The organism is Agromyces aureus, assembly GCF_001660485.1.
GTDB classification, from domain to species: Bacteria; Actinomycetota; Actinomycetes; order Actinomycetales; family Microbacteriaceae; genus Agromyces; species Agromyces aureus.
This window is the reverse complement of record NZ_CP013979.1, coordinates 2,278,678-2,299,889: the sequence shown is the minus strand read 5'-3', so window position 1 is coordinate 2,299,889 and position 21,212 is coordinate 2,278,678. Positions and strand designations below refer to the sequence as shown.

Sequence of the window (21,212 nt, the reverse complement as noted above, 5' to 3'; positions counted from 1 at the left end):
CGTTCGCCGCGCTGCCGGCCGTTCGGATGTTCCGCCGTGTCATCCGGCGGATCCGTAGGCGACGACGCCGCGGCGCACCGCGTCGATCGCCGCACGAGCCGTGACGCCGAGCTCGGCGTCCGCCACGATCGAGATCTGGTCGAGCACGTCGACGACCTGCTTCGCGACGCGCACGAAGTCGCCGGCGGCGAGGTCGGTGTCGGAGAGCACGGCGCCGAGGCCGGCTCCGCTCGCCCACGCGTGCATCGCCATGGCCAGAGCCGGAGACGGCACCTCGCTGCCGTCGAGACGGTGGTCGCGCTCGAGATCGTCGAGTTCGCTCCAGACATCGGTGGTGCGCTCGAAGGCCTCGCGGAACCGGCCCCGCGGCAGTCGGAACTGCTCGCCGTGATCGTCGCGCCGCGGTTCGTACACGAGCGAGACCGCCATCGCCGCGACCGACGGGACGTCGAGGCTGTTCCACAGACCCTGACGCAGGCACTCCGCCACGAGCAGGTCGCGTTCACCGTAGATGCGTTTCAGGATGCGACCGGCCGGCGTCGAGACCATGCCGCCGTCGGCGGTGCGCTCGAGGTAGCCGAGCTGTTCGAGCACCTCGGCGACGCGGTCGAACCGCTTCGCGATCTGCCCCGTGCGCGTATGGATCTGGCGCGAGAGCTGCTCGTGGTCGCGGTGCAGCCGCCACCACCGCTCCGCCCACCGCGCGTGCTGCTCGCGCTCTGCGCACCCGTGGCACGGATGCGCGCGCATCTGCTTGCGCGCGTCGGCCAGGTCGCGCTGCATGCGCTCCCGCTGGGCGTGGGTCGCGTTGCCCTTGGAGTTCTGGCGCTCGAGGTCGCTGATGCGTCGCCGGATCGCCGCGTACTGGGCGAAGTCGCCCAGATGGCACGCCATGGCCTGCTCGAAGCCCGCCATCGACTCCTCCTGCTTGCGCAGGGTGCGCGCCAGGTCGCCCACCGCTCGGTCGGCCTGGAACTGGGCGAACGAGAGTTCGAGGATCTGCCTGGTGCGCTCGCGCCCGAACTGGTCGACGAGGTTCACGGCCATGTTGTACGTGGGCTTGAAGCTCGAGTTCATCGGGTAGCTGCGACGGGAGGCGAGCGCGGCGACGGCCTCGGGATCGAGCCCGTCGGCCCACTGGATCACCGAGTGGCCCTCGACGTCGATGCCGCGACGGCCCGCGCGCCCGGTGAGCTGCGTATACTCCCCCGGCGTGATCGGCACCCTGGCCTCGCCGTTGAACTTCTCGAGCTTCTCGAGCACGACCGACCTGGCCGGCATGTTCACGCCGAGCGCGAGCGTCTCGGTCGCGAAGACGGCCTTCAGGAGCTTGCGCTGGAAGAGCTCCTCGACGACCTCCTTGAACGCGGGCAACATGCCAGCATGGTGCGCCGCGACGCCGCGCTGCAGGCCCTCGAGCCAGTCCCAGTAGCCGAGCACGGCCAGGTCCTCGTCGCGCAGCATCTGCACGCGCGACTCGACGATGGCGCGGATCTCGTCGCGTTCGGACGAGTCGGTGAGGCGGATGCCCGATCGCAGCACCTGACGCACCGCCTGATCGCATCCGACACGCGAGAAGATGAAGAAGATCGCGGGCAGCAGGTGCTTGCCGTGCAGCAGGTCGACCACCTCGGGGCGATCGATGCGGCCGGTGCCCTGACCGCCGCCCTGGTGGTAGCGACCCCGATCGCCACCGCGCCGCCCGCGGGCCGATCTCGACGAGATCGATCGACCGCCGGCTCGCGCGAGCTGCAGCAGCTCGGGGTTGACCCGGTTGGTGGCACCCTTGCCCGACGAGTCGAAGAGGTCGACGAGCTTGCCCTTGACGAGCACGTGCTGCTCGAGGGGCACCGGGCGGTCCTCGGAGACGACGACGTCGGTGTCGCCGCGAACGGCCTGCAACCAGTCGCCGAACTCCTCGGCGTTGGAGACCGTGGCGCTCAGCGCGACGAGCCGCACGTCTTCGGGGAGGTGGATGATGACCTCCTCCCACACCGCACCTCGGAACCGGTCGGCGAGGTAGTGCACCTCGTCCATCACGACGTACGCGAGACGGTCGAGCGTCGACGAACCCGCGTAGAGCATGTTGCGGAGCACCTCGGTCGTCATGACCACGATGCGCGCGTTCGAGTTGATGTTCGTGTCGCCCGTGAGGAGCCCGACGTCGTCTGGCCCCCATGCCTCGACGAACTCCTGATACTTCTGGTTCGACAGCGCCTTGATCGGCGTCGTGTAGAACACCTTCGCACCGACCTGCTGCATCGCGAGGTAGATCGAGAACTCGGCCACCACGGTCTTGCCCGCACCGGTCGGTGCGGCCACGAGCACGCTCCGCCCCTCGTCGAGCGCGCCGCAGGCCGCCCGCTGGAACGGGTCGAGGTCGAAGCGCTGGGATGCCGCGAAATCCTGCAGTCTGGGGCGTCGACGCTGCTCGCGCGACTGGGCGTACCGTTCGGCCGGCGAGAGGCTCATCACCCCTTCAGCCTAGACAGCCTCGGCGAACACCTCGGCGTTTCGGCGCTCGACACGGCGGTCGTGCAGGTGAGCGATGAACCAGGCGAGGAAGTAGAGGCCGATCATCGGGATCGCCAGCATGAACATCGAGACGACGTCGGCCGACGGCGTGGCGATCGCGGTGAACAGCACGATCACGAGGATCGCGATGCGCCACGACTTGATGATCGACGCGGCGCTGATGACGCCCGCGAAGTTCAGGAGCACGATGAACACCGGAAGCACGAATGCGACGCCGATCGCGAGCACCAGCTTCTGCACGAAGTCGAGGTACTCCTTGGCCGTCAGCAGGCTCTCGCCGCCCTCGGGCACGAAGCTCGTCATGAGCTTCACGATGTTCGGAAGCACGAACCATCCGGCGGCGCACCCGGCGAGGAACAGCGGGATCGCCGAGAGGAAGAAGCCGAGCGTGAACCGGCGTTCGCGCGTGTTCAGGCCCGGCACGAGGAACGCGAAGATCTGGTAGAGCCAGACCGGGCTCGAGATGACGATGCCGATCGTGATCGCCAACTGCAGCCGCAGGTCGAACGCGCTCGAGATCGTGGGGAAGACGATCGTCGCGACCTGGGGCACCTCTTCGCCGGGGTGTGCGGCGGCGTACGCCTCGGCCTGCACCCTGGCCACGTTCACCACGGGCTGCTGGATCGCGTCCCAGACGAAGAGCTCGGTGAGCAGCCATCCCGCGATGGCACCGGCCACGATCGCGATCGCGGCGATGAAGAGGCGCTTGCGCAGTTCGATCAGGTGCGCCCCGAGCGACATCCGCCGCTCGCGGTTCTTCTCACCGCGCGCCGTCGTCGCGGTCATGCGTCAGGCGCCCGAAGCGGAATCGGGCTTCTTCGCGGTGCCGTCGGCCGAGTTCGTGCCGGTGCTCGCGGAGCTGTCGCCCGCGGGCGGGACGTCTCCCGTGGAGTCGGCCTTGCCGTCGGCGGCGGGGTCGCGCACCTCGGACTTGAGGATCTTCATCGACTGCCCGAGGCTCCGCGCGAGCGCCGGAAGCTTGGGCGCGCCGAAGAGCAGCAGGATGATGACCAGGATGATCAGGAAGTGCCATCCGGTGAGGTTTGCGAACATGCGGCGTCCAATTCTGACGGGGATGTGGAGGTCAGTCTAACTGCTCGGGTGCACGCCGGCCGCCCTCAGCGGACGGATGCCTCGTCGTAGCCCTGCAATCCGGCCGAGGCCCACTCGGCCACGACCTGTCGCGCGTCGGCGGGCGCCACCACCGTGACCAGTCCGGGCAGCCCGGCCACGAGTCGCTTGAGTCCGTGCACGTGCGCGAGGCGCAGGGTCACGCGGAGCCGTCCGTCGACCTCCTGGGTCGAGGAGTCGGCCAGGTAGTCGGCGAGGAGCGGCAGTGCCTCGGCCGCGACGTCGACGACCACGTCGAGATCGGACGACGACCCCTGGAACAGGGTCTCGGGCACGTCGAGGTCGCCGTGGTCTGCGACCGGGACGTCGAGGACCACGAGCTCGCTCATGCGGTCGACCCGGAAGTTGCGGACGTCCTCGCGCGTGTGGCAGTAGGCCTGCAGGTACCAGTCGGCATCCTGCGAGAGCATCCGGATCGGATCGGTGCGGCGTCGGCCGCCCTCGCCGCGCGCGTTGAGGTAGTCGAACTCGAGCTGCCTGCCGCTCGTGATGGCCTCGCGGATGCTCGTGAGCGAGGCATCCGCCGCGGGCTCGGCGATCGCCAGGCCGGACGGCGTCGCCGAAGCACCGGCCCGGAGCTTCGCCGTGAGCGAGGCGAGGGCGCTGCTGTCGGCGTTCTCGGGCAGTGCGGCGAGGTACTGCAGGCCGGCGATGAGCGCGGCCGCCTCGCGGGCGGCCAGGCGCGGCGCCTCGTCGATCGCGACGTGGTGCACGATCACGATCTCGTCGTGCTCCTCGAAGGCGTCCCAGTCGATGTCGAACAGGTCGTTCGACTGGTAGGTGCCGGTGTCGCCCGGGAGTCCGGACATCGCGATCAGGCGCACCGCGTCGCGGATCTGCTCGTCGGTCGACCCGAAGTGCGCGGCCGCCTCGGCCACCGTGACCACCTGCTGCTCGATGAGGTACGGCACGAGGGAGAGCAGGAAGACGAGCTTGTCGGGTGCGCGCAGTGCCACGCGTCGCTGGGTCATCGCGCTCCTCGGGGTTCGCGTGCGGCATGCGTCTCGGCCACGAGCCGCAGCCGATCGCGCACCGCGTCGCGGAGATCGGCGGGATTCAGCACGCGCACCTCGGGGCCGTAGGCCGCGAGCTCGTCGGCGAAGACCGCGACGTCCGTGTAGTGCAATCGGATCACACCGGCGTCTTCATCGCCGAGCACCGCGCGCTTGCCGAGGCGCACCTCGGCGTCGCTGCCCGCCGTGACGGCGAGGTCGGCGACGTTGCTGAGGCGCAGCTCGTCGAGCTCGGCGAGGATGCGGTCCTGGACGCCCTCGACCGGCGGGGCGAACGTGGCGCCCGCGATGACGTCGACCTTGCCGACGATGCGCGAGAGGAGGAACGTGCGGAGGCCGTCGGCGTCGACGTCGCGGCCGTGCAGATGCCAGCGGCCCTCGTGCAGCACGACGGCGTACGGGTCGACCCGACGCTCGCGCGGGGCGGTCTCACCGGGCTTGAGGTACGCGAACCGGACGCGCTGCCGGCGATCGAGCGCCGAGCGCAGCGGCTCGAACGCCGCTTCACGCACTCGGAGTCTCGGCGCGTAGCCGATGACGGGTTCGCGCGGCTCGATGCCGAGTCCGCGGATCTTCGTGAGCGCGCGTCGGGAGTCCTCCGAGAGCGACGCTCCGCGCCACACCTCGCCGGCGAGGGCGAGCAGGGCGAGCTCGTCGGGCGTGAAGCGCACCTCGTCGGGCAGGTCGTACTTTCCCTTGGGGATTCGGTAGCGCAGCGCCTGGTTGTCACCGGGGCGATCGGGCGACTCCACGGTCTCGAGCGGGATGCCGAGCTCGCGCACCTCGTCCTTGTCGCGCTCGAACTGCCGCTCGAGGTTGGCGTTGGAACCGTGCGGGTCGTACTTCTCGGCATATCCGCGCACGGTCGAGAGGATCTCGGCCTTGAGCAGGCCGGTCTCGGTCGCGAGCAGCGCGAGGACGAGGCTGAACAAGCGGTCCTCGACCGGGATCTTCACGTTGCTTCGCTCGCCGCCGGTCACAGGAGCGATCTTACCCACGCCGAAGCGACCCGCGGCCGGAACCGAGTTCGCCGTGATCTCAGATCACGCCCAGGATGTCGATGACGAAGAAGAGCGTCGCGTTGGCGGGGACCCCGCCGCTGTTGCCCTGCTCGCCGTAGCCGTCTGCCGGCGGGATGATGACGCCGATCTGGGAGCCGACCTTCTGGCCGACGAGCGCCTTCGAGAAGCCGGGGATCACCTGGCCGCCCTCGCCGACCACGAAGGTCGCAGGGGTGCCCTTCTCCCAGCTGGAGTCGAACGCGGTGCCCTCGTCCCACAGCACGCCCGTGTACTGCACGACCACGGTGTCGCCGTCTTCGACGACCTGGCCGGAGCCCTGGAGCAGGGTCTCCTGCTGGAGGGACTTCGGGGGGTCGCTCTTCGGAACGGTGATGCCGGGGCGGCCGTCGGGAGCGAGCACGACGGCGGGGAATCCGTCGCGGGTCAGCTGCACCGAGCCGTCGGCGCGCGATGGGAACGTCCGCTGCACGTCGACCACGAACACGATGCTGTCGCCGGGCTCGACGCCCACCGACGGGTTGCCGTTCGGGCCGAAGCCGTCCTTCTCAGGCACGACCACCACGACGCGCGAACCCTCGCGGGCGCAGGTCAGCCCCTTGGCGATGCCGGGCATGGTCGCCGAGGCGTTCACGTTCAGGGGCACCGGGTCGGTGTCGCCGAAGCCCGTGACCTGGATCTCGTCACCGGTCGCGCCGTTGTAGACGCCCAGACCGACGAGTGCGAGCTGCCCCTCGGTGAGGAGCGGCCCGGTGCCCTCGATGACCTCGGTGCACTGGGTCCCTTCGGGGTTCAGCGGCGACGGGAAGGAGACCTTGGGCTCCTCGCCGAACTTGCCGCTCACCTCGACCGCCGCAGACGAGTCTCCGGGGGTCGCCTCGGGAACGGGGGCCGATGCGGCGCATCCCGAGAGGGCGACGGCGACGAGGCCGACGGTGGCGATGAGCGCGAGTGACGAGCGCACTGATCCTCGATTCTTGGTGGGGTCGCGGTGGGCGGTGAAAGCCTACTCGGCTTCGACTGGGGGTTCGGTCGCGTCGTCGTCGGGGCCGGCACCCTCGCGCGAACGCGCGGCCGCGGCATCCGCTGCCCTGACGCGCTTGCGCAGCGCCTTGTCGCTGACGGTGCGCTCGCCGAGAGCGCCTGGGGTCCAGAGCTCGACGTCTTCATCGCTGAAGTCGGTCTTCGACGGGCGACGCTTGAGCTCGGGCAGCACGGTGTCGGGGGCGAGACGGCGGGCCGTGAGCAGGAAGCCCGTGTGGGCGATCATGCGGTGGTCGGGTCGCACGGCGAGGCCCTGCACGTGCCATCCGCGCACCATGGTCTCGGAGGACTGCGGCTCGGTGTACTCCCCCGTGGCGCGGATCGCCTCAGCGACGCGCGAGAGCTGCGTGACCGTCGCGATGTAGCAGAGCAGCACGCCGCCGGGCTTCAGGGCGGTCGAGACGGCTCCCATGCACTCCCACGGGGCGAGCATGTCGAGCACGACGCGGTCGACGGATGCCTCGGGCGCGACCTCTGGCAGCACCTCGGCGAGGTCGCCGAGCGTGATGGTCCAGTTCTCGGGGTCGGCGCCGTGGAACGTCGCCACGTTGCCGCGCGCGACGCCGGCGAAGTCGTCGCGACGCTCGAACGAGTGCAGGCGGCCCTCGGGGCCGATGGCGCGGAGCAGCCAGAGCGAGAGCGCTCCCGAACCCACGCCGGCCTCGACCACGGTGGCACCGGGGAAGATGTCGGCCTGCGCGAGGATCTGCGCAGCGTCCTTGGGGTAGACGATCGCCGCACCGCGCGGCATCGACATCACGAAGTCGCTGAGCAGCGGGCGCAGGGCCAGATACTCGATGCCCACCTGGTTCGCGACGACCGAGCCGTCGGGCAGTCCGATGATCTCGTCGTGGGCGATGATGCCCTTGTGCGAGTGGAACACCTTGCCCGGCTCGAGGGTGATCGTGTGCATGCGGGCCTTCGGCCCGGTCAGCTGCACGCGGTCGCCGACCTGGAAGGGGCCGCTGCGTTCGCCGCGGGACGCGCTCATGCGCTCGCCTTTCGTGAGAGGGCGAGCGCGGCCACGTCGGCCACCGTCCGCCCGTCGAGGCTCGACCAGAGCACCGTCGCCGGCGTCTCGTCGAGCGGGAGGATGTTGGGGACGCCGACCGTGATCGCACCGGCGGCGGCGGCCGAGGCCACGCCGGTCGGCGAGTCCTCGAAGGCGACGCAGTCGGCGATGTCGACGCCGAGCTCGGCCGCGGCGACGAGGTAGGGCTCGGGGTGCGGCTTCGCGTTGTCGACCGAGTCGCCGGTCACGATCGCGTCGAACGCGTGGAACGGGATCGCCGCGATGACGTCGTCGGCCATCGACCGCACCGACATCGTCACGAGTGCGGTGGGAACGGATGCCTCGCGCAGCGCCTCGAGGAGCTCGCGGGCGCCCGGCCGCCACGGCAGGCCGAACTCGTTCAGCTGCTCGCGCACGCGCTCGGTGAGCCACGCGACGATCGCATCGGCATCGAGGTCGACACCGTGCTCCTGGAAGATGCGCGCCGACTCCCAGAGCCCGCTGCCCACGAGTCGCATCGCGTCTTCATGGGTCCAGGTGCCGCCGAACGAGCCGACCAGTTCTTCTTCGGCCGCCATCCAGTAGGGCTCGGTGTCGACGATCGTGCCGTCCATGTCCCAGAGGACTGCGGCGGGAAGGCGAGTGGTCACAACCGACAAGTCTACGGGCACGGCCTATTGTGGGAGTGGACCCGGGGGAACCGGGCCGGAGAGCGGGGCACCGAGCGTGAATCAGGCGGCCGGATTCGAGGGCGGCAGACTGCTGGTCGTCGCCTTCGAGGGGTGGAACGACGCGGGTGAGGCGGCGACGGGCGCGGCGAAGCTGCTCGCCGAACGTCTGAACCTCGTCGAGATCGCCGCCGTCGACCCCGAGCTCTACTTCGACTACCAGTTCACGCGCCCGACCATCGTGCAGGGCGATGACGGCTCGCGGCGCATCGAATGGCCCGGCGCCTCGCTGCGCGGGCCCGCGCCTTCGAGCGAGGCGGATGCCGCGGCATCCGACCCGCCGACCGCCGACGACGAACTGGTCACCGGACCCGGGGCCGACACCCTGCACGTGCTGCTCGGCGCCGAGCCGGCCCGCAGCTGGAAGAGCTTCGCCGCCGAACTCGTCGACCAGGCGCTCGCCGCCGACATCGAGGGCGTCGTGCTGCTCGGCGCGATGCTCGCCGACGCCCCGCACACGCGCCCGCTCTCGGTGTTCGCGTCGAGCGAGAACCGGGAACTCCGCGACCGCCTCGGCCTCGAGCGCTCCACGTACGAGGGCCCCGTCGGCATTCTCAGCGTGCTCGCCGACCAGGCCGAGCGCGCCGGCATCCCCACGATCTCGCTCTGGGCCTCGGTGCCGCACTACGTGCACAACGCGCCCTCCCCCAAGGCCGTGCTCGCCCTGCTGGGCAAGCTCGAGGAGCTCACGGGTCTCAGCATCCCCCGAGGCACCCTCGAGGACGAGGCCAAGACGTGGGAGTCCGGCGTCGACGCGCTCGCCGCCGAAGACGAGGACATGGCGGGCTACATCGAGCAGCTCGAACGTGCGCGCGACGCCGTCGACGCCCCAGAGGCGAGCGGCGAGGCGATCGCGCAGGAGTTCGAGCGCTACCTCCGGCGCCGCGGCGACGGCCCCGACGGGCGCAACGAGCCGCCGCGAGGCGAGGGCCCGCGCGACGAGCCCTGGCGCCCGCGCGACGCCTGAGCCGCCGATCGACGCCGGCTCGCGGCATCCGTCGTCGAGTGCGGGGTCAGGGCTGGATGACGCCCATGCCGAGGAGCACGAACAGCGTGCCGCCGAGCAGCACGCGGTAGATCACGAACGGCAGGAAGCTGCGCTTGGAGATGTAGCTCATGAAGAACGCGATCACGGCGAGACCCACGAAGAACGCCACCACGGTCGCCGCCCCCGTCTCGACGAGGTTGTAGACCGACGGTTCGCCGAAGCTCTTCACGAGCTGGTAGAGCCCGCTGCCGAAGACCGCGGGGATCGCGAGCAGGAACGCGTACCGTGCCGCGGCCGCGCGCTCGTAGCCGAGGAAGAGTCCGGCCGTGATCGTGCCGCCCGAGCGGGAGACGCCCGGGATGAGCGCGAGCGCCTGCGCGAAGCCGAAGATCACGCCGTGACCCACCGTGAGGTCGTCGAGCTTGCGGCGCTTGGCACCCGCCCAGTCGGCGAGCCCGAGGATCAGGCCGAAGACCACGAGCATGGTCGCCGTGATCCAGAGCGAGCGGAGCGTGGTCTCGATCGCATCCTGGAAGAGCAGCCCGAGCACGATGATCGGCAGCGAGCCGATGATGATGAGCCAGCCCATGCGCGCGTCGGGGTCGTTGCGCGGCACGCGGCCCGTGAACGAGCCGAACCAGTGCGACACGATGCGCACGATGTCGCGCCAGAAGAACACGATGACCGCCGTCTCGGTGCCGAGCTGGGTGATCGCGGTGAACGCGGCCCCCGGGTCTTGGGCGCCGGGCAGGAACTCGCCGAGGATGCGCAGGTGGGCGCTCGAGGAGATCGGGAGGAACTCGGTGAGTCCCTGGACGAAACCGAGGATGAGCGCTTCGATCACGTGGCTGGGCCGCCTTTCCTCTCCGGAGGCCCGGAGCTCGCGTGGACCGTCAGTAGTCGAGGAGGAGGTCGCGCAGGACCTGCCTCCCGAAGAATAGCGCGTCCAACGGCACCCGCTCGTCGACGCCGTGGAACATCGCCGGGAAGTCGAGCCCCTCGGGCAGTCGCAGCGGCGCGAAGCCGTAGCCTGTGATGCCGAGGCGGCTGAGCGACTTGTTGTCGGTGCCGCCAGAGAGCAGGTACGGGAACACGGGCGCACCGGGGTCGTGCGCGTGGATCGCCGCGTGCACGGCGTCGACCAGGGCGCCGGAGGTCGGGGATTCGAGGCCCACGTCGCGGTGCACGATCTGGATCTCGATGTCGTCGCCCGCGATGCGCGCGATCTCGGCGAGCACCTCGTCCTCCTCACCCGGAAGCGTGCGGATGTCGATGAGCGCCTCGGCGCGATCGGGGATCACGTTGTGCTTGTAGCCCGCTTCGAGGCCCGTCGGGTTCGACGTCGTGCGCAGGGTCGCGGTGATGAACCCCGAGGCCGAACCCGTGGCCAGGGCGAGCTCGTCGGGCGAGACCTGCTGCGGGTCGACGCCGAGCGTGTCGGCCACCCGATCGAGCAGTTCGCGCGTCGTGCCGGTCAGCCGCACGGGCCACTCGGTCGAGCCGATGCGCGCGATCGCCCCCGCGAGCTTGGTGATGGCGTTGTCGCGGATGAGGCGCGAACCGTGCGCCGCCGTGCCCCGGGCGACGAGGCGGATCCAGAGCAGGGACTTCTCGCCCGTCTGCAGCAGGTACGCGCGGGTGCCGCCGACCGTGATCGAATAGCCGCCGACCTCGCTGATCGCCTCGGTCGCGCCCGCGAAGAGCTCGGGGTGGTCGTCGACGAGCCGGCTCGCGCCCACTCCGCCTCCGGCCTCCTCATCGGCGAAGTACGCGACGACGATCTCGCGTTCGGGCAGGCGCCCCGAACCGAGGATGTCGCCCAGCGCCGTGAGCATCATGGCGTCCATGTCCTTCATGTCGACCGCACCACGGCCCCAGAGCATGCCGTCGCGGATCTCGCCCGCGAACGGGTCGACGCTCCAGTTGCGCGCGTCGGCCGGCACCACGTCGAGGTGGCCGTGCAGCACGAGCGCGGGCTTGTCGGGGTTGCGGCCGGGCACGCGGGCGACGACGCTCGTACGCCGCGGCTCGGGTTCGAACAGCTGCGGCGACAGGCCGAGGGTCGACAGGCGCGCCTCGACGTACTCGGCGGCCTCGCGCTCGCCGTTCGCCTTGCCTCCGCCGAAGTTCGACGTGTCGAACCTGATCAGGTCGCGCGCGATGAGCGCGGTCTCCTCGAGCTCGAGGGTCTCGTTCGGCTCGTTCTCGTCGTTCGCGGGGCGGGGCTCGGGCAGCGGTGCGGATGTCTCGGCCATGCCCTTCACCGTAGCCGCCGCCGCCCATCGGGGCGACGGCGGTCGCGATGCGGCGACATGCGAAATTCGGAACATGGCCCTGATCGGCGTTTCCGGCTGCGAACGTGCGGAATCCGCCACGGCGGATGGCCCCCGTGGTCAAAAGCGCGTTCGGAACCGTGGTAATGTTTCATCTCGTTGCCGAGCGAGAAATCGCAAGGCTGACACAAGCGCGGGTGGCGGAAATGGCAGACGCGCTAGCTTGAGGTGCTAGTGCCCTAACGGGCGTGGGGGTTCAAGTCCCCCCTCGCGCACGCTTGTGTCGAGAAGGCCCGGATCGGTTTCGATCCGGGCCTTCTTGCATTTCCGGGACGTCGTCTGGCATTTCCGGGACGGTTGTCGGCCTGCCCGTGGTGCGGACCCGCCCGGCATGTCGACTCGCCCGGGGTGCGGACGTTCGGTGCATCCGACTTGCCGTGTTCGAACATATGTTCGAAACTGGAGCGGTGACCCTGACCGCTCCCCTCCCCGACACCGCATCCGGTGTCCGTGCGCCCCATGCCGCGCGCGTCGAGGAGCTGCAGGCCCGCATCCGCGGCATGCAGAGCACGCGTCTCGAGACGAAGGCGGTGCCGACGCATCCGGCGTTCGCCGACGTGCTGCCGGGCGGCACGCTCCGCGAGGGCACGATCGTGCAGGTCGAGGGGTCGATGACCCTGCTCATGGCGCTGCTCGCCGGCCCGAGCGCCGACGGGCGCTGGGCGGCCATCGTCGGCATGCCCGAGTTCGGCGTCGAGGCCGCCGCGAGCTTCGGCATCGCGCTCGAACGCCTCGCCCTCGTGCCCGATCCGGGTGATCAATGGCTGGCCGTGGCGGCGGCGCTCGCCGACGTGATCCCCGTCGTCGCCGTGCGGCCGAAGGGGCAGGTCTCCCCCGCCGAGGCGAGTCGCCTGCAGGCCAGGCTCCGCCAGCGCGGCACCACGCTCCTCGTCGCGGGCGCCTGGCCGGGCAGCGATGCGAGGCTCGGGGTCTCCGACAGCGAGTGGCACGGCATCGAACGCGGGCACGGGCATCTCGTCGACCGCGAGGTGGTCGTGGAGGTCGCCGGTCGCGGCGAGTTCGGGCGGCGCGCGGGATCCCGGCTGCACCTGCCGGGGCGGCACCTCGAGTTCGCGCCGATGCCCGACCCCGTCGCGACGGTCGTCCCCGTGCGCCCGGCCGCCGTCGTGCGCACGGGGACGACGTTCGGCGAGCTCCGTGCGGGCTCCCTTCGGGCGAACCCGGCGCTCGGACTCGTCGGTGAAGCACGCCGGAGGGCCGGATGAACGTCGAACCCGGTCGCACGATCGTGCTGTGGTGCCCCGACTGGCCGATCCGCGCCGTCTGCCGAGAAGACGGACTCGATGAGGGCGAGCCCATCGCGCTCATCGCGCAGGGGTTCGTGTTCGCGTGCTCGGCCGCGGCGCGCCGGCACGGCGTCGCCCGCGGGCTGAAGCTCAGGGAGGCGCAGCTGCGCTCCCCCGGCCTCGTCGTGATCGACTACGACGCCGAGCTCGACGTGCGCGTCTTCGAACCGGTGGTGCGCCGGGTCGAGCAGACCGTGCCCGGCGTGCAGGTCGTCCGCCCAGGCACGCTCGCCATGCGGGCTCGCGGCCCGGCGCGCTACTACGGGGGTGAGCAGGCCGCGGCATCCGCCCTCCTGGCGACCCTCGACGAACTCGGGCTCGTCGGGGCCCGGGTCGGCATCGCCGACGGACCGTTCGCCGCAGAGCAGGCGGCCAGGGTCGGAGCCGCAGCTGGCGAGGGTGTGCACGTCGTCGAGCCAGGGGCATCCGCCGCCTTCATCGCGCCGCTGCCCGTCGCGCTCGTGACCGACCCGCGCACGAGCACCCTGCTGAACCGGCTCGGCGTGCGCACCCTCGGCGAGTTCGCCGCGCTGCCAGAGGCCGACGTGCGGCGCAGGTTCGGTGCGGCCGGCGCCTTCGCGCACGACCGTGCAGCCGGCCGCGAGCAGGCCAGGGTGCTCGCGCGCACTCCCCCGCCCGAGTTCGAGGTCGAGCAGGAGTTCGAGCCGCCGCTCGACCGCATCGATCAGCTCGCGTTCGCGTTCCGGGTGGGTGCGGAGGGATTCATCCAGCGCATGCGCGACGTGCGGCTCGTGTGCACCGGGCTGCGGGTCGAGATCGACGACGAGCGCGGCGGGCGCTCGAGCCGCAGCTGGCTGCATCCGCGCTGGTTCACGCCCGCCGACGTCATCGACCGGGTCCGCTGGCAGCTGCAGGGCTCGGGCATGGCCGACACCGGCCTCGCCTCGCCGATCGTGCGGCTGCGCGTGATCCCCGAGCGCATCGACTCCACTGGTGCGCACGAAGAGGGGCTCTGGGGCGGCGGCCCAGACGAGCGCGTGCACCACGGGCTCACCCGCGTGCAGAGCATGCTCGGCCACGACGCCGTCGTCACCGCATCGGTCGGCGGTGGCCGCATGCTCGCCGACCGCCAGGTGCTGGTGCCGTGGGGCGACCGCCCGCCGGAGCGAGGGGCTGGCCGTGAGGGCGACGCGCCGTGGCCGGGGAGCCTGCCCGCACTCGCCCCCGCGAGCGTGTTCCGCGACCGGCGGCCCGTCGCGCTGCTCGATGCGCGAGGGGCGGAGGTCGCGATCGACGCCCGCGGCATGATCTCCGCGGTGCCAGAGCGGTTCGCCGTGGGCGGCGATGAGGCGGGCGCGGGCGCCGGCGTCAGTGCGACGGGGGCGGGGCGGGCGCGCCGCACCGACGGATTCGGCGCTCGGCCCGTGCGCGCGTGGGCCGGCCCGTGGCCCGTGGTCGAACGCTGGTGGGACCCGGCGGCCGCCAAGCGCGTGCACCGCTTCCAGATCGTCGACGACGACGGCTGCGCGTGGCTGCTCGTGCGCGACGGCGACGGCTGGTGGGCCGAGGCGAGGTACGACTGATGAGTGCGATGACGGGGCGGTGGCGCTGATGGGGTGGAACAACCCGGGCATCCCGTGGTCGGAGCTCGAACGCAAGCTCTCCGATCGGCAGCGGCCGGGGGCGCCCACGCTCATCGCCGACGGCGGCGACGGTCCGGCGTTCAGCCGCAAGCGGCGTCCATATCGCCCCTCCGAAGGTCTCGAGGCGCCGACCGGGCCGGTCGTGCCGTACGCCGAGCTGCACGCGCACTCGACGTACAGCTTCCTCGACGGCGCTTCGATGCCCGAGCAGCTCGTCGAGGAGGCGCACCGCCTGGGTCTCACGGGCCTCGCCGTCACCGACCATGACGGCCTCTACGGCGTCGTGCGCTTCGCCGAGGCCGCCGAGAGCTTCCCCGAGCTCGAGACGGTGTTCGGCGCGGAGCTCTCGCTCGGCCTCACCGAGCCGCAGATGGGCGCGGCCGACCCCGAGGGCGAGCACCTGCTCGTGCTCGCGAGGCAGCAGGAGGGCTACCACCGACTCGCGAGCGCGATCACCGCGGGGCAGCTCGCGGGCGGTGAGAAGGGCCGGCCCGTGTACTCGCTCGAGGCGCTCGCCGAGCATTCCGGTGATGAATGGATCATCCCCACCGGATGCCGCAAGGGCATGGTCCGTCGTGCCCTCGCGAGCGGAGGAACGGATGCCGCGTGGCGCGAGCTCGACCGGCTGATCGCCCTCTTCGGGCGCGACCACGTCGTCGTCGAGCTGTTCGACCACGGGCATCCGCTCGACCAGCAGGCCAACGACCGGCTCGCGGAACTCGCCGCGCGCGCTCGCCTGCCGCTGCTCGCGACGAACGCCGTGCACTACGCCACGCCGGGCGAGCACCGGCTCGCGTCGGCGCTCGCCGCGGTGCGCGCCAGGCGCAGCCTCGACGAGCTCGACGGGTGGCTGCCGGCATCCGATGGCCTGCACCTGCGCTCGGGTGCCGAGATGGCCGAGAGGTTCGCCCGCTACCCCGGAGCCGTCGCACGGTCGGCGACCCTCGCGGCCGAGCTCGGGTTCACGCTGCGGAGCGCCAGGCCGCGGCTGCCGAAGCAGGAGGTGCCAGAGGGGCACACGCCCATGAGCTGGCTGCGGGAGCTCACCTGGCGAGGTGCCGCCGAGCTCTACCCGGGCGTGCCCGAACACGTGCGCGAGCGCCTCGCGCGCGAGCTCGACGTGATCGAGCAGAAGGACTTCCCGGGCTACTTCCTCATCGTGCACGACCTCGTGCATGAGGCCCGTCAGCGGGGCATCCTGTGCCAGGGTCGCGGGTCGGCGGCGAACTCGGCGGTCTGCTTCGTGCTGCGCATCACCGCGGTCGACTCGATCTTCTACGACCTGCCGTTCGAGCGGTTCCTCTCGGCGCTCCGCGACGAGGAGCCCGACATCGACGTGGACTTCGACTCCGACCGGCGCGAGGAGATCATCCAGTACGTCTACGACAAGTACGGTCGCATGAACGCCGCGCAGGTCGCGAACGTCATCAGCTACCGTCCGAAGGCCGCGGTGCGCGACATGGCCAAGGCGCTCGGCTTCTCGACCGGGCAGCAAGACGCCTGGAGCCGCCAGGTCGAACGCTGGGGCGCGGTGGTGAACACCGATGACCACGACATCCCCGAGCCGGTCGTGGAGCTCGCCTCGCAGCTGCTGAGCTTTCCGCGGCACCTCGGCATCCACTCGGGCGGCATGGTGCTCACCGATCGCCCGGTCGGCGAGGTGTGTCCCATCGAGCACGCGCGCAAGGAGCGCCGCACGGTGCTGCAGTGGGACAAAGACGACTGCGCGTGGATGGGCCTCGTGAAGTTCGACCTGCTCGGCCTCGGCATGCTCGCGGCCCTGCAGTACACGTTCGACCTCGTGCGCGACCACACCGGAGAGACCTGGGAGCTCGCGACGATCCCGAAGGAGGAGGCCGCGGTCTACGACATGCTCTGCCGCGCCGACTCGATCGGCGTGTTCCAGGTCGAGAGCCGTGCGCAGATGGGCACGCTCCCCCGGCTGCTGCCGCGCCGCTTCTACGACCTCGTCGTCGAGATCGCGCTCATCAGGCCGGGGCCGGTGCAGGGCGGTGCCGTGCACCCCTACATCCGTCGTCGAACGGGCGAGGAGAAGGTCAGCTACCTGCATCCCAAGTTGAAACCCGTGCTCGAACGCACGATGGGGGTGCCGCTCTTCCAGGAGCAGCTCATGCAGATGGCCGTCGCCGTGGGCAACTGCAGCGCGGCCGACGCCGACCTGCTGCGCCGCGCCATGGGTTCCAAGCGCGGCGTCGAGAAGATCGACCGCCTGCGCGCGAAGCTCTACAAGGGCATGGCCGAGAACGGCATCGAGCCCGAGGTCGCCGACTCCATCTACGGCAAGATCGAGGCGTTCGCGAACTTCGGCTTCGCCGAGAGCCATGCGCTGAGCTTCGGCCTGCTCGTCTACGCGAGCTCGTGGCTGAAGCTGCACCACCCTGCGGCGTTCCTCGCGGCGCTCCTGCGCGCCCAGCCCATGGGCTTCTACTCGCCGCAGACCCTCACCGCCGACGCCCGCCGCCACGGTGTCGAGGTGCGCCGTCCCGACATCCTGCGATCGGGGGTGCACGCGGGGCTCGAGCCGCTGGACGGCGGCGCGTCGAGTGCGCCGGGGGCTTCCCGCGCATCAGGTGCATCAGGTGCATCCGGTGCCGCCGCGGCATCCGGAGCAGCAGACGACGGATGCCGCGAGCCGACCGGCATGCCCACGTGCGCCGACCACGTGCAGCCGCCCGTCGGGAAGTTCGTGCGCGAGGCCCCCGACCGCTCGGCGGAGCACCGGCGCGACGGCGCGTTCGCCGTGCGCCTCGGGCTCGCCGACGTCTCCTCGATCGGCCTCGCGGTCGCCGAGCGCATCGTCGCCGAGCGCGAGGCCAGGGGCCAGTACCGGGACATGGCGGATGTCTCGCGCCGGGCCGGTCTCTCGGCAGAACAGCTCGAGGCGCTCGCCGCGGCGGGCGCGTTCGCGGGCTTCCGACTCGGGCGACGGCAGGCGCTCTGGCTCGCGGGCGAGGCCGCGCAGGACCGCGAGGAGTTCCTCGAGGGCTCCCTCGTCGTGGTGCAGCCGCCGCTGCTGCCGATCCTCTCCCCGGCCGAGCAGGTCGTGTACGACCTGTGGGCCACGGGCATCTCGCCCGACGACCACCCGATGCGGCACATCCGCGAACGCCTCGACGCGCGGGGCGTAGTGCGCAACGACCTGCTGCGCTCCACCGAGAACGGGCGCCGCATCGAGGTCGCCGGGGTCGTGACCCACCGCCAGCGTCCGGCGACGGCGAGCGGCATCACGTTCATGAACCTCGAGGACGAATCCGGCACGGTCAACGTGATCGCGAGCGTCGGCGTCTGGCAGCGCTACCGCAGGGTCGCGCGCGAGGCGCCCGCGATGATCATCCGCGGCATCCTCGAACGCTCGAGCGAGGGGGTCGTGAACCTCGTGGCCGACCGGTTCGAACGGCTCACCGTGTCGGCGCCGTTGCGGTCGCGCGACTTCCGTTAGCCTCGTCCGGTGCCGACCTCGACCCATACCCCGAACGGACCCGACCGCTACGGCTCCGACGTGCTCGCCGGTGACTGGAAGGCGCGTGGCCGCAAGGTCATCCCCAGCATCGAAGCCGAGCGCGACCTCGTCGTCGAGCTCGCCGCCGACGGGTACTGCGGCGCGGTCGTGGCCGTGAACGCGCAGCACGTGACCCTCGAAGACCGCTTCGGCAGGACCCGCATGTTCCCTCTCGGGCACGGGTTCCTCGTCGACGGCGAGGCCGTGCAGCTCGTGCGCCCGAAGCCGAAGGCGCCCGAGGGTCGACTGCGCACGGCCTCCGGGTCGTTCGCCGTCGACCCGGCGCAGGCGAAGGCCAGGGTCGCGTTGCCGAGCCGCATCTTCGTCGAGGGCCGGCACGACGCCGAGCTCGTCGAGAAGGTGTGGGGCGCAGACCTCCGCGTCGAGGGCGTCGTCGTCGAGTACCTCGAGGGCGTCGACGTGCTCGCCGAGCAGCTCGACGACTTCAAGCCGGGGCCCGGCCGTCGTGCAGGCATCCTCGTCGACCACCTCGTGCCGGGGTCGAAGGAGCAGCGCATCGCCCACGCGGTCATGCGCGGCCCGCACCGGGCGAACGTGCTCGTCGTCGGGCACCCGTACATCGACGTCTGGCAGGCCGTGAAGCCCGCCCGCATCGGCCGCGAGGCGTGGCCGGTCATCCCCAGGGGTACCGAGTGGAAGCACGGCGTCTGCGAGGCGTTCGGCTGGCCGCACGCCGAGCAGGCCGACATCGCTCGCGCCTGGCAGCGCATCCTGGGGCAGGTGCGCGGCTACGGCGACCTCGAGCCGTCGCTCCTCGCTCGCGTCGAGGAGCTCATCGACTTCGTCACCGCGCCGGCCTGAGCGTTCCGTTCGGCCGCGGCATCCGGCCTGCTGCGATCAGGGCGCCGCGGTCGGGCGGGGCACTCAGACCGAGAAGCCGCCGTCGCTCGTGACGAGCTGACCCGAGATCCAGCGGCCGTCGTCGGAGAGCAGGAACCGCACGAACCTCGCCGCGTCCTCCGGTGCGCCGAGGCGTCCGCCCGGCTGATGCGCCGCGAGCGCGGTGCGCGTGGCGTCGTCCATCCACCCCGTGTCGACCGGTCCCGGATTCAGCACGTTCGCGGTGATGCCGAGCGGCGCGAGTTCGCGGGCGGCGGCGATGACGATGCGATCGAGCGCGCCCTTGCTCGCGCCGTACGGCAGGTTGCCGACCGTGTGATCGCTCGTGAAGGCGACGATGCGTCCGCCGGAGCGCGGCACCTGGCCGGCGAACGCGCGGATCAGCAGCCACGCGGCGCGCGTGTTGACCGCGAAGTGGCGGTCGAAGCTCTCGACGCTGGTGTCGAGGATGCCGGAGTCCACGCTCTCGGAGTGCGCGAGCACCAGGGCGTCGACCGGACCGAGTCGTTCGCCCACCGACGCGATCAGACGGTCGGGTGCGGCGGCATCCGCGAGGTCGGCCTCGATGCCGATCGCCCGCCGCCCCAGCGCTTCGACGGCGGCCTCGAGCCGTTCGGGGTCGCGTTCGGGGTCCGCGCCGAGCGGCACCCGGCGTTCGTAGGGGCGCCAGAACGTGAAGGCGACGTCCCACCCGTCGCGCGCGAGCGCGAGCACGGTGGCGTGCCCGATGCCGTTCGCACGACCGACACCGGTGACCAGGGCGATGCGAGCACTCATCCGACCATCGTGCCACGCGCCGAACGCCGAACCCCGAACGCCGACCACCCCGTGCCGACCACGACCTCGCACGCCCGCAGCCGGCGACCTTCGGGGGTCCGAAATGCTGCCAATCCGGGCGAATCGGCCCGAGGGCGGCCCGACCCGTCGATATCGTGGCTGAGGCCGCACGAGCGGCCACGACGTGATGGCGCGGGGCGCATCGCGACTCCCGCAGAGGATGCGAATGATGGCCGACTCGAACGAACCCGCCCAGCAGGGCACGCCCGCCGACCGCGCCAAGTGGCGCCGCTATCTCGCCGACGAACGTGCCGAGGCCGCGGTCTACCGCGAACTCGCGGCCCGCCGCAGCGGTGAGGAGCAGCAGATCCTCCTCGCGCTCGCGGCCGCCGAGGGGCGCCACGAGGCGCACTGGCTCGGACTCCTCGGCGGGGACGAACGCGGCATTCCTCGCGCCGACGTGCGAACGCGACTGCTCGGATGGGGTGCGCGCCGGTTCGGTTCGATCTTCGTGCTCGCGCTCGCCCAGCAGGCGGAAGCGCGTTCGCCCTACGCGGCCGACCCGCACGCGACCGCGGCGATGGCCGCCGACGAACGGATCCACGGCGAGGTCGTGCGCGGGCTCGCGGCACGCGGACGCCGATCGCTCGCCGGAACCTTCCGGGCCGCCGTGTTCGGCGCCAACGACGGGCTCGTCTCCAACCTCGCCCTCGTGCTCGGCATCGGGGCGACGGGGGTCGCGCCATCGGTCGTGCTCTTCACGGGCGTCGCGGGCCTGCTCGCGGGCGCCCTGTCGATGGGCGCCGGCGAGTACGTCTCGGTACGTTCCCAGCGCGAGCTGCTCGAGGCATCCGCCCCCGACCCCGCCACCCGCGAGGCCCTCGTCGACCTCGACGTGAACGCGAACGAACTGGCCCTCGTCTACCGTGCGCGCGGCATGGACGAGGCCGAGGCGCAGGAGCAGGCCGCGATGCTCGTGGCCCGCGTGCAGGCCGCAGGCGGCGTCACGGCCGGCGCGACCGACGCCCTCGCCGTCGTCGCGGAGGACGACGAGGCGATCGGCACCGGACTCTCGGCGGCCGTCTCGAGCTTCCTCTTCTTCGCCTCGGGCGCGCTCATCCCGGTGCTGCCGTGGATCTTCGGCATGAGCGGCATTGCGGCCACCGTGCTCGCCACCGTGCTGGTGAGCATCGCGCTGCTGATCACGGGCGCGACGGTCGGCGTGCTCTCGGGTGCGCCGCCCATGAAGCGCGCGCTGCGGCAGCTGGCCATCGGGCTCGGTGCCGCGGCGGTCACCTACGTGCTCGGCCTCGCGTTCGGCACCACGATCGGCTGAGTTC

General features: G+C 71.4%; 17 protein-coding genes and 1 tRNA gene. 7 read left to right on the top strand and 11 right to left on the bottom strand.

Annotated elements, in window-relative coordinates; translation table 11 throughout:
* Positions 1-39: 39 nt before the first annotated feature.
* The 8 genes from ATC03_RS10170 to ATC03_RS10135 all read right to left on the bottom strand — a co-directional run bounded on the left by ATC03_RS10170 (position 40) and on the right by ATC03_RS10135 (position 8,404).
* The gene (locus tag ATC03_RS10170; RefSeq protein ID WP_067876423.1) at positions 40-2,472 is read right to left on the bottom strand and encodes a DEAD/DEAH box helicase; all 2,433 of its coding nucleotides are present in this window, start codon (positions 2,470-2,472) and stop codon (positions 40-42) included.
* A 12-nt stretch (positions 2,473-2,484) separates the two neighbouring features.
* A complete protein-coding gene (gene tatC, locus ATC03_RS10165) occupies positions 2,485-3,276 on the bottom strand; it encodes a twin-arginine translocase subunit TatC (RefSeq protein WP_067881856.1) in 792 nt (263 codons plus the stop codon).
* Between the two features lie 48 nt (positions 3,277-3,324).
* A complete protein-coding gene (gene tatA / locus ATC03_RS10160; RefSeq protein WP_067876420.1) occupies positions 3,325-3,588 on the bottom strand; it encodes a twin-arginine translocase TatA/TatE family subunit in 264 nt (87 codons plus the stop codon).
* Positions 3,589-3,653: 65 nt separating this feature from the next.
* Positions 3,654-4,637: a helix-turn-helix transcriptional regulator gene (locus ATC03_RS10155; protein ID WP_067876416.1), complete on the bottom strand. Its 984-nt coding sequence runs from the start codon at positions 4,635-4,637 to the stop codon at positions 3,654-3,656.
* On the bottom strand, positions 4,634-5,659 hold the full coding sequence (locus tag ATC03_RS10150; RefSeq protein WP_179947873.1) for a helix-turn-helix transcriptional regulator: 1,026 nt from the start codon (positions 5,657-5,659) through the stop codon (positions 4,634-4,636). Before ATC03_RS10150 ends, ATC03_RS10155 begins: the two co-directional genes overlap by 4 nt.
* A gap of 58 nt (positions 5,660-5,717) precedes the next feature.
* Complete coding sequence (locus ATC03_RS21195) at positions 5,718-6,662, bottom strand: FKBP-type peptidyl-prolyl cis-trans isomerase (RefSeq protein WP_067876413.1); 945 nt, start codon at positions 6,660-6,662, stop codon at positions 5,718-5,720.
* 42 nt (positions 6,663-6,704) lie between these two features.
* Positions 6,705-7,733: a tRNA (adenine-N1)-methyltransferase gene (locus tag ATC03_RS10140; protein ID WP_067876410.1), complete on the bottom strand. Its 1,029-nt coding sequence runs from the start codon at positions 7,731-7,733 to the stop codon at positions 6,705-6,707.
* Positions 7,730-8,404, bottom strand: coding sequence for an HAD family hydrolase (locus tag ATC03_RS10135; protein WP_067876407.1), 675 nt, complete (start codon positions 8,402-8,404; stop codon positions 7,730-7,732). Before ATC03_RS10135 ends, ATC03_RS10140 begins: the two co-directional genes overlap by 4 nt.
* Before the next feature lie 76 nt (positions 8,405-8,480).
* Here ATC03_RS10135 and ATC03_RS10130 point away from each other — a divergent pair, with 76 nt between their 5' ends.
* A complete protein-coding gene (locus ATC03_RS10130; protein WP_067876402.1) occupies positions 8,481-9,449 on the top strand; it encodes a PAC2 family protein in 969 nt (322 codons plus the stop codon).
* Positions 9,450-9,495: 46 nt separating this feature from the next.
* Here the strand turns inward: ATC03_RS10130 and ATC03_RS10125 are convergent, their stop codons facing one another.
* Positions 9,496-10,314: an undecaprenyl-diphosphate phosphatase gene (locus ATC03_RS10125; protein WP_067876399.1), complete on the bottom strand. Its 819-nt coding sequence runs from the start codon at positions 10,312-10,314 to the stop codon at positions 9,496-9,498.
* A gap of 49 nt (positions 10,315-10,363) precedes the next feature.
* Complete coding sequence (locus ATC03_RS10120; protein ID WP_084003419.1) at positions 10,364-11,725, bottom strand: M20/M25/M40 family metallo-hydrolase; 1,362 nt, start codon at positions 11,723-11,725, stop codon at positions 10,364-10,366.
* Between the two features lie 209 nt (positions 11,726-11,934).
* Between ATC03_RS10120 and ATC03_RS10115 the strand changes: the two genes are divergently transcribed.
* The 5 genes from ATC03_RS10115 (at position 11,935) to ATC03_RS10095 (ending at position 19,056) form a co-directional block, all read left to right on the top strand.
* Positions 11,935-12,018 (top strand) — tRNA-Leu (locus tag ATC03_RS10115).
* Positions 12,019-12,210: 192 nt separating this feature from the next.
* Positions 12,211-13,029, top strand: coding sequence for a hypothetical protein (locus ATC03_RS10110; protein WP_067876396.1), 819 nt, complete (start codon positions 12,211-12,213; stop codon positions 13,027-13,029).
* Positions 13,026-14,654 (top strand): DNA polymerase Y family protein, encoded by a 1,629-nt coding sequence (locus ATC03_RS10105; RefSeq protein ID WP_067876395.1) that lies wholly within the window; start codon positions 13,026-13,028, stop codon positions 14,652-14,654. The genes ATC03_RS10110 and ATC03_RS10105 overlap by 4 nt, the downstream gene beginning before the upstream one ends.
* A gap of 28 nt (positions 14,655-14,682) precedes the next feature.
* Entirely contained in the window at positions 14,683-18,174 is a 3,492-nt protein-coding gene (locus tag ATC03_RS10100; protein WP_067876392.1) for an error-prone DNA polymerase, read from the top strand.
* 9 nt (positions 18,175-18,183) lie between these two features.
* Complete coding sequence (locus tag ATC03_RS10095; protein ID WP_067876389.1) at positions 18,184-19,056, top strand: DUF3097 domain-containing protein; 873 nt, start codon at positions 18,184-18,186, stop codon at positions 19,054-19,056.
* Positions 19,057-19,119: 63 nt separating this feature from the next.
* Here ATC03_RS10095 and ATC03_RS10090 read toward each other — a convergent pair whose 3' ends face one another.
* Positions 19,120-19,872: an SDR family oxidoreductase gene (locus ATC03_RS10090; protein WP_067876387.1), complete on the bottom strand. Its 753-nt coding sequence runs from the start codon at positions 19,870-19,872 to the stop codon at positions 19,120-19,122.
* Positions 19,873-20,101: 229 nt separating this feature from the next.
* Between ATC03_RS10090 and ATC03_RS10085 the strand changes: the two genes are divergently transcribed.
* Positions 20,102-21,208: a VIT1/CCC1 transporter family protein gene (locus tag ATC03_RS10085; protein WP_067876383.1), complete on the top strand. Its 1,107-nt coding sequence runs from the start codon at positions 20,102-20,104 to the stop codon at positions 21,206-21,208.
* Positions 21,209-21,212: the final 4 nt, after the last annotated feature.

Bases quoted from the DNA above. Each gene is read 5' to 3' on its own strand.
- ATC03_RS10100 (WP_067876392.1), top strand. From the start codon at position 14,683: ATGGGGTGGAACAACCCGGGCATCCCGTGGTCGGAGCTCGAACGCAAG.
- tatA (WP_067876420.1), bottom strand. From the start codon at position 3,588: ATGTTCGCAAACCTCACCGGATGGCACTTCCTGATCATCCTGGTCATC.
- ATC03_RS10155 (WP_067876416.1), bottom strand. From the start codon at position 4,637: ATGACCCAGCGACGCGTGGCACTGCGCGCACCCGACAAGCTCGTCTTC.
- ATC03_RS10170 (WP_067876423.1), bottom strand. From the start codon at position 2,472: ATGAGCCTCTCGCCGGCCGAACGGTACGCCCAGTCGCGCGAGCAGCGT.
- ATC03_RS10090 (WP_067876387.1), bottom strand. From the start codon at position 19,872: ATGAGTGCTCGCATCGCCCTGGTCACCGGTGTCGGTCGTGCGAACGGC.
- ATC03_RS10140 (WP_067876410.1), bottom strand. From the start codon at position 7,733: ATGAGCGCGTCCCGCGGCGAACGCAGCGGCCCCTTCCAGGTCGGCGAC.
- ATC03_RS10085 (WP_067876383.1), top strand. From the start codon at position 20,102: ATGGCCGACTCGAACGAACCCGCCCAGCAGGGCACGCCCGCCGACCGC.
- ATC03_RS10120 (WP_084003419.1), bottom strand. From the start codon at position 11,725: ATGGCCGAGACATCCGCACCGCTGCCCGAGCCCCGCCCCGCGAACGAC.
- tatC (WP_067881856.1), bottom strand. From the start codon at position 3,276: ATGTCGCTCGGGGCGCACCTGATCGAACTGCGCAAGCGCCTCTTCATC.
- ATC03_RS10105 (WP_067876395.1), top strand. From the start codon at position 13,026: ATGAACGTCGAACCCGGTCGCACGATCGTGCTGTGGTGCCCCGACTGG.